The organism is Chlorogloeopsis sp. ULAP01 (genome assembly GCF_030381805.1).
Classification (GTDB): Bacteria; Cyanobacteriota; Cyanobacteriia; order Cyanobacteriales; family Nostocaceae; genus Chlorogloeopsis.
Genome location: NZ_JAUDRH010000008.1, coordinates 169,119 through 181,952, shown reverse-complemented (window position 1 = coordinate 181,952; position 12,834 = coordinate 169,119). Strand labels below are relative to the sequence as shown.

The 12,834-nt window shown below is 43.0% G+C and carries 13 protein-coding genes; 3 read left to right on the top strand and 10 right to left on the bottom strand.

The features are described 5' to 3' along the window. The first annotated feature begins 592 nt into the window (after window positions 1-592). Window positions 593-2,797: a glycoside hydrolase family 65 protein gene (locus QUB80_RS17610; RefSeq protein WP_289790811.1), complete on the top strand. Its 2,205-nt coding sequence runs from the start codon at window positions 593-595 to the stop codon at window positions 2,795-2,797. A 130-nt stretch (window positions 2,798-2,927) separates the two neighbouring features. On the opposite strand, the gene QUB80_RS17605 is transcribed toward QUB80_RS17610, so the two are convergent. The 10 genes from QUB80_RS17605 to thrS form a co-directional block, all read right to left on the bottom strand. Further along, on the bottom strand, window positions 2,928-3,686 hold the full coding sequence (locus tag QUB80_RS17605) for a HEAT repeat domain-containing protein (RefSeq protein WP_289790810.1): 759 nt from the start codon (window positions 3,684-3,686) through the stop codon (window positions 2,928-2,930). Window positions 3,687-3,888: 202 nt separating this feature from the next. After that, entirely contained in the window at window positions 3,889-4,449 is a 561-nt protein-coding gene (locus QUB80_RS17600) for a GNAT family N-acetyltransferase (protein WP_289790809.1), read from the bottom strand. 20 nt (window positions 4,450-4,469) lie between these two features. Then, on the bottom strand, window positions 4,470-4,751 hold the full coding sequence (locus QUB80_RS17595; RefSeq protein WP_289790808.1) for a DUF8624 family small hydrophobic protein: 282 nt from the start codon (window positions 4,749-4,751) through the stop codon (window positions 4,470-4,472). A 267-nt stretch (window positions 4,752-5,018) separates the two neighbouring features. Beyond that, window positions 5,019-5,429, bottom strand: coding sequence for an ABC transporter permease (locus QUB80_RS17590; RefSeq protein WP_289790807.1), 411 nt, complete (start codon window positions 5,427-5,429; stop codon window positions 5,019-5,021). Continuing rightward, window positions 5,414-6,712 (bottom strand): AmpG family muropeptide MFS transporter, encoded by a 1,299-nt coding sequence (locus tag QUB80_RS17585; protein ID WP_502875304.1) that lies wholly within the window; start codon window positions 6,710-6,712, stop codon window positions 5,414-5,416. Before QUB80_RS17585 ends, QUB80_RS17590 begins: the two co-directional genes overlap by 16 nt. A 292-nt stretch (window positions 6,713-7,004) precedes the next feature. Beyond that, complete coding sequence (locus tag QUB80_RS17580) at window positions 7,005-8,456, bottom strand: DNA phosphorothioation-associated putative methyltransferase (protein ID WP_289790806.1); 1,452 nt, start codon at window positions 8,454-8,456, stop codon at window positions 7,005-7,007. Window positions 8,457-8,720: 264 nt separating this feature from the next. Continuing rightward, complete coding sequence (dndE, locus tag QUB80_RS17575) at window positions 8,721-9,107, bottom strand: DNA sulfur modification protein DndE (protein ID WP_289790976.1); 387 nt, start codon at window positions 9,105-9,107, stop codon at window positions 8,721-8,723. Between the two features lie 125 nt (window positions 9,108-9,232). Next, complete coding sequence (locus QUB80_RS17570; protein WP_289790805.1) at window positions 9,233-9,532, bottom strand: type II toxin-antitoxin system RelE/ParE family toxin; 300 nt, start codon at window positions 9,530-9,532, stop codon at window positions 9,233-9,235. Further along, complete coding sequence (locus tag QUB80_RS17565; RefSeq protein WP_016876085.1) at window positions 9,517-9,705, bottom strand: hypothetical protein; 189 nt, start codon at window positions 9,703-9,705, stop codon at window positions 9,517-9,519. The genes QUB80_RS17570 and QUB80_RS17565 overlap by 16 nt, the downstream gene beginning before the upstream one ends. Before the next feature lie 67 nt (window positions 9,706-9,772). Beyond that, window positions 9,773-11,623 (bottom strand): threonine--tRNA ligase, encoded by a 1,851-nt coding sequence (gene thrS, locus QUB80_RS17560; protein ID WP_289790804.1) that lies wholly within the window; start codon window positions 11,621-11,623, stop codon window positions 9,773-9,775. Between the two features lie 295 nt (window positions 11,624-11,918). Between thrS and QUB80_RS17555 the strand changes: the two genes are divergently transcribed. Together QUB80_RS17555 and QUB80_RS17550 are read left to right on the top strand one after the other, a co-directional pair. Then, window positions 11,919-12,257, top strand: a complete 339-nt coding sequence (locus QUB80_RS17555) for a DUF2605 domain-containing protein (protein ID WP_289790803.1) — start codon at window positions 11,919-11,921, stop codon at window positions 12,255-12,257. Window positions 12,258-12,479: 222 nt separating this feature from the next. Beyond that, window positions 12,480-12,809: a DUF2973 domain-containing protein gene (locus QUB80_RS17550; protein WP_289790975.1), complete on the top strand. Its 330-nt coding sequence runs from the start codon at window positions 12,480-12,482 to the stop codon at window positions 12,807-12,809. Window positions 12,810-12,834: the final 25 nt, after the last annotated feature.

Genomic DNA, 12,834 nt, shown 5'->3' with positions numbered 1-12,834 from the left:
AATTGAGAAATTTCTTGTTCCACATGAGAACGTTCTCGTTTCAAGTGATAAAATTCTCATTTAAATTAATAGAGAAGAGGGAAGTGTGACAACAGGAGAGTTGATTTAGACAACCTCAACCAACCACAAGCTGTCAAGTTTACCTTTCATAACAATATTTAAGAATAAATTTATATTTCCGAGAAAACATTTAGATAAGAATATTACTTAATGTCAGGGTAAGCTGTGGCTCTAAATTATGATCGAGTTACAATCGATATAAGCCACTACAAGCAACAATCCTGACTATTTTTGTGTCTGGAAATAGTGTCGAGAGATGTGTATTGAAAAATATGTGGTTTTGTACATTTCTTTACTAAATGTAAAAATTACTATATTTTTCAACTCTTAAGAATTTTGTTAGAAACAAAATAAGAAAATCTATCTATAGATAGATGAAAGAGTAACGTTAGTGATTTACTGCACGTAACCGCAGTTGTCTAGACACAAAGCACCCTAGACAAAATGTGGAAGGTAGTAAAGAACTGAATTTAGTCTCTGACCATTGTATTGCATTCAGATCCCAGCCCCAAGTATTAGGTTTTATTCAGTCATGTTAGACTTGTCCGTCTATAGCTCTCAAAAAAACCAGCAACTGATCAACTCTACCGATTGGAACGTTCTAGAGACAGAATTTGATCCCTCTAGGTTACATCATCAAGAAACAGTTTTCACCCTCGGCAATGGGTATTTAGGAACACGAGGCACTTTCGAGGAAGGTTATCCTCATGATTCTCCAGCAACCATCATTCATGGAGTTTATGATGATGTGGCGATCGCTACTACTGAACTAGTTAACTGCCCCAGCTGGCTACCGTTTGTGGTGAAAGTAGCAGGAGAGCGCTTTCGCATGGACAGTGGAGAAATCCTGCACTACGAACGTCGCCTCGATTTGCGTTTAGGTATAGTCAGCCGAGATGTGCGGTGGCGCAGTCCCTCAGGACATACTGTAGAATTTCATTTTGAGCGGTTTGCTAGTCTAGCAAATCAACATTGTTTGGCAATCAGATGTCAAATTACATCTGTAGATTTTGAGGGCGAAATTGAGGTTGAAGTTGGATTTCATCCTGAGCCACGCACTCAAGCTGTAAAACATTGGCAAACTTTGAAGCAAGGTGGCTTAGATAATCTGATCTGGCTGCACAGTCAAACTCTCCATTCTGCTATCGAACTTGGCATGGCAGCTAAGTTGATAGTAGAAGGAGAAGAAGTTGCATCGGTACACGTAAATCAGGTTAAAGATTATAGCCCGACGCTAGTAACAACTTTGCAAGTAGAACCAGAAAAGACTGTTACTCTAGAAAAGATTGTTACTCTCTACACCTCACGGGAAATACCAACTCCTGCCGAAGCAGCGTTAATTCGACTCGTCGCTGCACCCAGCTATTCAACCTTGTTAGCAGCGCACATTGCTGCATGGGAGAGGGTTTGGCAAGATAGCGATGTGGTCATAGAAGGCGATCGCTTCTCGCAGTTGAGCATCCGCTACAATCTGTTTCAGCTACTTGCGGTTGCACCCCGTTATGACGATAGAGTTAGTATTCCTCCCAAAACCCTTTCCGGTTTTGCTTATAGCGGACATATCTTTTGGGACACGGAAATTTTTATTCTGCCTTTGTTGATCCACACTCAGCCTGCCTTAGCGCGTAACTTACTTACCTATCGCTACCACACTTTACGGGGAGCGCGACGCAAAGCCCAAGAAATGGGATACAGAGGAGCAATGTATGCTTGGGAAAGTGCCAGCACTGGTGATGAAGTGACTCCCAGGTGGGTACCAGGGCCAAATGGCGAACAAGTCCGGATCTGGTGCGGCGATATTGAGGTACACATTAATACTGATGTGGCTTATGCTGCTTGGCAATACTGGCAAACCACAGGTGATGATGAATGGATGCGCGACTGTGGCGCGGAAATAATTTTAGATACGGCAGTGTTCTGGGAAAGTCGGGTAGAGTGGAACCAGCAGCGCCATTGTTATGACATTCGCGATACAATCGGCCCTGATGAAAACCACGATCGCGTAGACAATAATGCCTTTACCAATGTAATGGTGCAGTGGCACTTGCAAACTGCTTTGGCATTGTGGGATTGGCTAGTGAAGTCCTATCCCGACACTTCAGTACAATTGGCACAAAAGCTTTACTTGCAGCCAGAACAGCTCGAACTGTGGGGTGACATTGCCAATCATCTCTACATAAATCAAGATTTGGTAACTGGTTTGATTGAGCAGTTTGAAGGCTTCTTTAATTTAGAAGATGTTAATTTAGCTGACTACGAACCCCGTACCAAATCAATGCAAGGTTTGCTAGGAGTAGAAGCCACCAGCCAAAAGCAGATTCTTAAGCAGCCGGATGTGTTGATGCTAATGTATCTGTTGCGCGATCGCTTCGACCGTAAAACCCTAAAAACCAATTGGGATTATTACAGCCCCCGTACCGATCATAGCTATGGTTCCTCTCTCGGCCCTGCAATTCACGCTATTTTGGCTTGCGATCTCAATCAGCCAGCCGAAGCCTACACCCACTTTATGCGGGCAGCAATGGTAGATTTAGCGGACGTGCGTCGTAACGCCCACGAAGGAATCCACGCCGCTAGTGCTGGGGGAGTGTGGCAAGCAATCATCTTCGGCTTTGCTGGTGTACGGTTGACAAACTTTGGCCCCATAGCATGTCCAAATCTTCCTCCCAACTGGACGCGCCTAAAATTCCGACTCAAATGGCGCAACGAATGGCATGAGTTTGATTTGACTGCGTAATCGCACTGGATGCTAAGAGGCGGAGAGCGGGAGAGGGGACAATGGGGGAGATGGCGAAGATAGGGAAGATGGGGGAGAATTACTCTGATTGCTTCCTTACCTCCCTCACCTCCTTATCCCCTTGTCTGTTTCAAAACCACCCTTCCTGTTCCAAAGTCTCAATCAACTGCAATCCACGCGGATCGCCTACTCCTAGAATTGCTGTTTTAGCATCTTCTCGCACGCCCAAATCTTGATCTTCGGCAAAGGCTTGAATCAAAGCATCAACGGCAGTCGCATAGACAACGTTAGAAGGTAGTTCGCGACATAATTGTCCGATCGCCCAAGCACTATTACTCCGAACTGCTGCGATCGGATCTTGCACCAAGGCTTCAATTAACGGTGGTATTGCTTTGACAACAACTTCATAACCCACTTCTGCCATTTGTGCCAAGGAACTAGCAGCCCACAAGCGTACTGCCGGAATGTCGGTTCTCAAAGCATCTGCTAGAGGTGCTAAACAACGGCGATCACGGCAGTTACCCAATGCCCAAACAACTCCTTTGCGCACATATCCATTCCAGTCTCGTTCCAATTGGGCAATCAATGGTTCAACTGCATCTGGGCTGGGATTACGTCCGAGTCCATAAGCTGCACTTACCCGCACTAAGGGACAAGTATCAGTTAAGAGGCGAATCAGATGGGGAATAGCACGTTCATCTTCTATGTCGCAGAAAGCACGCGCTGCTAGCATCCTCTGCTGTGGCTGAGAATGCTCTAAGAGCGGTAGCATTTCCTCTGGATCGGGTTTTGGCACTTCTGACTCTGCGGTCAGTGGCTCCATTTGATCTAAAGGGCTTTCTAGCTCCGCTTCAGCATCGAGTAGGCTCAGGTCATCTTCGTCGTACATACATCAAAAGTACCATTACCTACTGCCACTTACCATACCATTTTTAATTTTGGATCGTGGCAGTAAAAATTACTTAACAAAGGGTGTAAGGGTTTAAGGGGGTGAGGGTTTAAGGGTTTAGGGTTACAAGGGAAATGATTTTTGAAAATTGATTCTACACTTCCATGCCCTTGATGGAAATCATGCTGGAAGTATACAACACCTATATTTTTGGATACAGAGGTTTTAACATCCAAAAAGATTGGGTTTGATAACCCAACTGATTATAAAGATTTAAGGCAGCTTGATTGGATGGAAAAACTTGTAAGCCAATTTGGCGATCGCCTCTTTTTTTTGCCCATGCTTCTGCATACTGCATCAAAGCTGTGCCGATACCTCGTCGCCGATACTCTGGTACAACATAAATTAAAAAGATATGAGCGTGGCGATCGCCACTCACTTGATCAATGGCATTTCCCATCCACAAGCAACCAACAGGAGAAGTGGAGGAGTGGAAAGGTGAAAATTTCTCCGCATCCCCGCGTCTGGGCGTCTCCGTGTCTTCTTCCCCTTGCCCCCCCTCTTCCTCTACCCACCACAATGGGGTGTTGTCAGAGAAATATTGTTTAACCGTTTGCGCCAGATGGGAAAAATCCTGAGTAGGAAACATATCCTGGTAAGTCAGGTGCATAAACCTGATTAGCATTGCCCGATCAATAATAGAACCACGCTTAATGCTGTACCCCGGTAGTAGTTCCTCAGCCAAAGTAGTATTTACGCTCACTGGTATTGTTTATGCCGACATTAGGAAATTAGAGGAGCAGAAGATGATACGGTTACAGACATAGAGAAAAAACTCTCTTCATCTCTCAACACCAGTTTGTACCCTGCGGGTAGCCGCCCGGAGGGTGTATACAATTCGGGCTTGCTCAGGTGGCTGAGTCCTCCCCCTATTCCCCCATCTTCAATCGGTGCGGGTGCTGCCATATCTGAAGGCAAAAATATGCGAGCGCTGACTGCCACCAAGGCAATTAGAAATATTACCACTACAAGTAGTGGTGCAATATACTGACGAAAGATAGCCATGTTGAATGCAAGGTGAGCTTTCTAAGAATTAGTTAAAGATTTGTTAATTTAACTGGAATATATTTTAGCGGTGTTCGGGGGGCAATGTGAAGAAAACTAAATGCCAAGGTCGGCTAACGCCGGCAGCAGCAAAATTGAAAATTTTTCTGCCCGTGCCGCAACCGCCACGAGTGTGATCGCTAACCTTGGCATCAGTTAAAGTCCCTTTCCTAATTTTTCGCTTTTGTTCCTAGTTCCCAGTCACCAGTCCCTAGCCCCTTTACTTTATTATTTGCGATCGCCTAACTCACGTTCTACATCAGCAATCACTCTTTCCCAGTACCAACTTTCTGGCATACCAGGATTATCCAGCTTTGCCTGCTCTATTAAACGTTCTGCCATAGTAGCATCACCATCTAACTTCGCAATTAGTTTGTTTCTCAGACGACTATCAACTATCCGTTGATTCGCAGTAATTTTAGTTACTCGCTGTGATGAGCGAGATTGTTGTCTGCGTAATTCCCAAAATAAAACGTAATAAAGCGTACCAAAAATTAAAATTAGGCTAAATGTTCCCAAGAAAGTTAAGAGGTTAAGTGCCAGATATCCCAAAACTAATTGGGAAAGAACATAGCCAAGCAAGAGTCCAGTGAATAATAGAATAGTTGTAGCAACAACAATAATTAGTTTCTGCCCCATATATCATCTTCCTCATCGTCAAGTCCTGGTCTCTTAATTGCTACTGGTTTAGGGTTCCAGGGGGCAAAGATAGGCAAAAGCAGTAACCCCGGCACCGCAGCGACGATAGTGATTAGGAAAAACAAAGGCCAACCCGTGCTTTGGGCAATCGATCCGGCTGGAGCAGCGAGGATGTCGCGGCTGACAGCCATCAAGCTAGAGAGCAATGCATACTGAGTTGCAGAAAAACGTTGGTTGCACAAACTCATCAAAAATGCCACAAACGCAGCTGTTCCTAAACCACCACAAAAGTTTTCGATGTTAATGGTAAGCACCAGTAATTGATAGTTTTTAGCGAATTGAGGTTGGGCTAGTACAAAGTAAGCAATGTTACTCAAGGCTTGCAGCGCACCAAAAACCCAAAGTGAGCGATTGATACCAATTTTACTCAAAATGGCACCACCTGCCAGAGCGCCTACAATAGTAGCAATTAATCCCATTCCTACCTGTATTGCCCCGATATCAGTTTTGGTAAAACCGATAGTTAGTAAGAAGGGAGTAGCCATATTGCTCAGTAAGGCATCACCTAGTTTATAAAGGGTGATAAACAATAGAACCAATAAGCCTGAGATGATACCTCTGCGCTGGAAAAATTCCCCAAAGGGTAAGATTACAGCTTCGGCTAAAGAAGTGGGAGGAGTAATTTCTTTTGGTTCTGGTGCAAATAGGCTACCAACAATACCAATTATCATCACACCTGCCATCAATAAGTACACTGTAGACCAAGGTATGCGATCGGCAAGTATTAGCGCCAAAGCACCTGCTACTAATAAAGCTATTCGATAACCAAGAATAAAAACTGCTGCACCCGCCCCCATTTCTAATTCCGTCAAAACATCTGTGCGATAAGCATCAGAGGCGATATCTTGAGTTGCACTCAAAAAAGCAATGACTATGGCGTTGATGGCTAAAAGCTGTAAGGCTTGTTTAGGTTGTTGGAAAGCCATGAAGGCGATCGCTATAATCAAGGCAATCTGCGTGATGAGCAACCAACCCCGTCGCCGCCCTAAAAATGGGAGAGTAAACCGATCAAGAAATGGTGACCACAGAAACTTCAATGAATAAGGTAAACTAGCAAGGCTAAACCAGCCAATAGCCGCCAAATCAACTTTTTCTACGGTCATCCAAGCCTTAAGGGTATTACCGATTAACAATAAAGGTAAACCTGATGCAAAACCTAGTAATAACAAAGCCGCCATCTTGCGGCTCTCAAATACTTTTAGCAGTGATGGAATTGGTTTCACAGCTTTGAAATTCCGTAAGGATCTAGTTAATACATATCAAGAATTACAATAAAAAGTTTTTTTGAGTTATAAGACTTATGTATATTTTGTATATTTATCTGACTGGAGATTGAAATATATTGCCATAGCCAGTGTGTTATTTACTGCCAATTTGCCTATCTTGAAAATAGGTGCTAGGAGCTAGGGGCTAGGGACTAGACAGAGAAATTTTTGGTTCCTACAGCCCTAGTAGTTCCTTAACTTTCATTAAGCAGCTATTCTGTTCCCTGTAACCTGTCACCTGTTCCCTTTTTCAAATTCGATAAACTTGATGCCCTTTAATTTCTACCCCGTGTTCTTTGAGGTATTTTGCCCAACCTTCGCGAGTGCCAATATCGCTTTTTTGCTTCAATAATCCTAGTTCCTGTTCTTTTTGGGTAAGTTGAGCAAATTCTTTGTAGAGAGAATAATCAGGAGTCACAAATGTTTCTTTACGATGCAAGATGGGCGGATTTGCTCTATTTTCATAATCTCTATGGGTTATACTTAGAGTCTTTAAGTCAATAGTAATACTTGCTTTTAATGCCGGATGGGGTTCAGTATCAAAATCTGGGTAAAACAGGTAAGATATTTGCGGTTCATCTGTATAAAATTTTATAATTGTCGCTCCATCAACTCGCCCGATAGTACGGCTAGCGCAGCCTTCATAAATTCTTAGTAAGGGTTCGAGTTCAGATAGTGCAGAAACATGAACGTATAAAGCGCCACGTGTATGTTTGCCAATTTTGCTTTTGTTGCAAGCAGCTTTGACTATATTTGGTTTGCCTAAGCTAAACAGCTTGGTGTCAGCGACTTGGCAAGCTTCTTCGTAACTACCAAAAAAAGCTTTGATGTCGTAACGCATTTCTGGTGCTAATTTTTGCCAAGCAGGACGAACTTCAAAATGGGTGAGAGCGAGATATACTTGAATGTCAAGAGAACGACGGTAGGCGATCGCATCCCATTCTGTTTCGTCAGTTACTTGCAAAACTACACTAAAGGCACGTCGGAAACTACCAAATTCTTTCAATAATTCTTGTTCGTTTGCCAATTCACCTTTCATGGGTAATCTACCACGTTTTGTATAAAAAGCCATCAATGGTTGCAGTACATCTTGGTAGTCTTCAAACCGCTTTACAGGAATGCGGATTCGTGGCGTCGAAGTTTTCGAGAAAAAGCGTATCGCCTTATAAGCTTCTTTCTCAGCTTCATCTCGAAAGACAAAGTATACCCCCAGCGCTACAGGTACAGCGTCTACGTTTAGTGTTTCATCAATGTATTTTTTGAGTTCTTCTTGTTGGTAATATTTCTGAAAAGTATTGTGGCGAGTCACAACACCATCACCATAAGGTATAAGATTGCGGCTAGGAGCATTAATCAGCACTTGAGCAGCGACAATTAAAACTTTGCGCGTCAGTTGCCAAGCTGCCAGTAGAGCTTGACAGCGCTCTTTAGGATCTTCAATCACGTTGAGAATGTACCCCAAGTTAACCACATCACTAACAATGCGATCGCGATCGGGATAGTAGTAAGGATCCCAGCCTGCACTCCTATAACCTAAATTCGCTACTCGCTCTACATCACCGCCGTAACCACAGCCGTAGTCAAAAAACGTGGTATCTTTATTTAAAATTGCCCATTCTATAGCCAATCGCACTGGCCGGGATAAATCAGTGCGAACAATTGCGGCTCTGTGGCGCTCAATTTCTATATAGCTCTCAGCCATAAGAGCATAGGAATTTGCTAGTGGATAGTAGATAGTAGTTAGTAGTTATACCGTTTCGATATGAAGATGCATATTATTAAGCCTGCCTCCGCAGGCTTTGTTCGTATAGCCGTAGACGCCGGAGGCGTCTTCCCGTAAGGGTGGCAGCGCGCCCTTGGAAGTTCCCCGGAGCTTTCGGAGTCTTCGGCTCCGCTCCGTTGTAGCGACTGCCGTCCAGGCTTACAGTCTGAGGGCGTTAATTGCTACTAACCACTAACCATAATTTCAATTTTTGGCCGCTAATTCAATCAAATCTTCAATTTTCTTGATATTTGGATCGCCTGCTAAATATCCAATGCCACGATGTAAATGCAGGCGAAATTGTGTCACCAGGGTTTCTATATCGGTACCGAGATTGTCATTGTGGCAGCGCTGTTTAAGTGCCAGAAGCAAAATGTCGGACATTTCGCCACCAAAAACACGCCAACTCATTTCGACGTTGCTATGGTGAGAAATTGGCACCGGAGAGGGTGGTGTTGGTTCGGCAAGGGAACGACAAAATGCCCAACGACATAATATATTCCATTGGTCAATTTTGGTGATGCGTTTGAGTCTGATCAGTTGTTCTTTAGCTGTTTGGGATAAGCGAATTCTCTCGATCGGAGTTTCCATGAATAGAATGAGAACGCAGAACTTAGAATTCATAATACCCTGCGGGAATTCGCCCAGAGGGCGTCTACAGAATTAATAAATTGGGATGGGCAATGCCCACCCACACTTTAATTTGTCATCGTTTGTTAATCGATATCAAATTTATCCAAAAGTCTCTTTCCATAAATAACTGCGGCAATAGTAATAATATCTTTCTGAATACGGTAAATCATTCGGTAAGTAAATACCGAATATTCTCTGATATTATCATCGCCAAACTCTGGCACAGGTTGACCGGAAAATGGAGATTTACTGACGTGAATAGTTGCATCAAGTATTTTCTTGACTACTGCCGCAGCATAGGAAGCCGAGTCACGAGCTATATATATGGCAATTGCTTCTACATCTTCCAATGCTTTAGGGGACCACACTACTTTATAAGCCATTTGTTCAATCGTTCTTCGGCCTCATTTTGAGTTCTTGTTCCTTGGTGTTCGACTACTTCTAAACCGCGACGAACTGTTTCAATCACATATAAATGATATTGCACATCTTCTATGGAACAATTATCAGGCAATTGGTTCAAAAGAGATTGTATCTTTTGTTTTGCACTACTCATAAATCTAATTTTTTAGTTAATTTATATTGCAATTATGTCAGGTGGGCAATACCCACCCCACAACTTGTTAAAAAATCTTGAAGTTGGCGATCGCTTCCTTCATCTTACCCAAAACTTCGTCAATAGGTATAGTCCCCAATTCCCCATTTGCACGAGTACGGATGCTCAAAGAATTTGTTTCCACTTCCTTTGCTCCTACTACTGCCATGACGGGGATCTTCTCTTTCTCGGCATTGCGAATCAGTTTACCCAGGCGATCGCCACTAGTATCCACCTCAGCACGAATACCCTGTGCTGTCATTTTTGCCGCCACTTGTTTGGCGAAATCCAACTGCACTTCACTCACTGGCAGCAATCTGATTTGTACTGGCGCTAACCACAAGGGGAAATCCCCTGCATACTCTTCGATTAAGATACCGATGAGTCTTTCTAAGGAACCAAAAGGCGCACGATGGATCATCACCGGGCGTTTGCGAGAACCATCTTCGGCAACATACTCCAAATCAAATCTTTCTGGCAAGTTGTAATCAACCTGCACAGTTCCCAATTGCCATTCTCTGTCTAAAGCATCGCGGACAATAAAATCTAATTTGGGGCCATAGAACGCAGCTTCACCGATACCCTCAAAGTGATTCATGCCCAAAGTTTCCACTGCTCGCCGAATCGCACTTTCAGCTTTGTCCCAAGCGTCATCGGAACCAATATACTTATCACTGGTTGGATCGCGGAAACTCAGTCTTGCCTTAAAGTTTTGATCTAATTTCAGAATCTTAATAACTGACAAGATTAAGTCCACCACGTTAAGGAATTCGCTATCAAGCTGTTCTGGGGTGACAAATATATGAGCATCATCTTGAGTAAAACCCCGTACTCGCGTTAATCCACCCAATTCTCCTGATTGTTCATAGCGGTAAACAGTGCCAAATTCTGCGAAGCGTATTGGTAGTTCTCGGTAAGAACGCAACTCACTCTTATATATTTGAATGTGGAAGGGACAATTCATGGCTTTGAGCACAAAACCTTGTTCGTGTGCCGCTGCTTCCTCATTTTCTGCCATCATTGGGAACAAGTCTTCTTTGTACTTCTGCCAATGTCCAGAAGCTTTAAATAAATCCACTCTGCCAATATGCGGTGTTACCACTGGTAAATAACCACGTTTGAGCTGCTCTTGTTTGAGAAAGTCTTCTAGAAGACTCCGCAATAAAGTTCCTTTTGGTGTCCACAGTGGCAACCCTGGCCCCACTAAGTCAGAAAATACAAATAATCCCAGTTCTTTACCAAGTTTGCGGTGATCGCGTCGCTGTGCTTCTTCTTTACGCCGTTTATATTCTGCTAATTGTTCTGGCGTTTCCCAAGCAGTACCGTAGATGCGTTGCAATTGTGCTTTAGTTTCATCCCCACGCCAGTAAGCACCTGCTAGAGTTTCTAACTCAATCGCTTTCGGGTTTAATTCTTTAGTGTTGTCCACGTGGGGGCCAGCACACAAATCCCACCATTCATTCCCCAAATGGTAGATTGTAATTGGTTCTTCTTTAATATCTGCTAGAATTTCTAACTTATAAGTTTCCTTAATTTCTTTAATTCGCCGTTCCGCTTCTTCGCGGCTAACTTCTTCCCGAATGACTGGTAGTTTCCGATTAATGATCTTATCCATCTCTTTTTTAATGGCTTTGAGATCCTTTTCGGTAAACGGCTCTGGATGATCAAAATCATAGTAAAAGCCGTTTTCTATCCACGGGCCAATTGTAACTTGCGCCTTGGGAAACAGCTTTTGTACTGCCATCGCCATGACGTGAGATGTGGTGTGGCGAATTTTCTTTAAGTTTTCCGATTCGCTTGTACGTGGCAGATGAATTTTTTGCTCTGGTTGTTCTAATTGACTTAAATCTTGGGAAGGCGACATTGGCTGCTGATCCATTGGCGACGTAGTTGCTTAATTGTTATTTCTTCGACTGAATATATATTAACGACCATGATGTCGTACGATTCGCCACTAGTCACAACATTTAGTCTGGATTTTCCTACAGTTTCACAAAATGTTCACATACTCTGCCCAAGGTTTAGTGCCAAAGCTGTTATGGCTATATAAAATACTAATAGTGTATCTTAAAATACATTTTTTAGATTCTGCTGTAAATTCAGTAGTTACTAAATGTTAAGAATCTTAAATGGCGTTAATATTAATAAGAAACTTGGAAATATGCTTGTCAATTATGCAAGACTCAAATTTATCGGAACCTGAATTGCTAAAAACAATTTTGCAACCACTGCTAGAGGATTTTCAGTATTGGTTTGGGCGATCGCGTACCTTGCTGGAAACAGAGCAGCTAGATTTTTTAGGTGCTCAGGAGCAATCAGTTTTATTAGAGCGAGTCAAGCAAGCACAAGAAGAAGTGAATACAGCAAAGATGCTATTTAATGCAACACAAGGACAAGTAGGGATAGATATGGCAACCTTAATGCCTTGGCATCAGTTGCTATCAGAATGCTGGAAAGTAGCAATGCAATACCGAACACAGCAGGCTAGTTTCCAACAGCAAGACGGCATATAACAGGCATATAACAAAAGTATTAAATCTTTAACAACATTCTCTAAGTTAACAACACTTTGTATTATATGATACTTTAATAACTTTGCTTGCAGTATAGCCGCAGATCATCGCAGGCGCATTCAGAGAAATTTCGGCATTCGCTCTAACTTCATTTCCAGGTTAGGCGATGGAAATCGTAGCAATAATAATTTTTGAAAAATGGCTGTCCTGGAGGAAAACCCGATGTTACATCTACTTTACATTCTTGCTTTTACGATTTTAGCTGTGATTGCTGTTGCTAACCTAATTCGCAACTTGGTCATGTTCAGTTTTTATAAAGAGCGGAATTATCCGGTGAAGTACTCTTCAGGAGCTAATCATGGAAACTTTCCCTATCCAGCATCTAAAAGCACACTCACACCCCATCCAGAATTATTGGATAGTTCAGGCAACTTAATTAAAGAGCCTCTTTTGGTGATGCGATCAATAAATGTTGATGACGCCCGCCAACAATTAGATGCCCTTTACGAATCTTCTCCAGGACAAAAAAGCGAAACTCAGGAAGAGAGTTAGGGATTGGGGATCGAGTAAAGAGGAC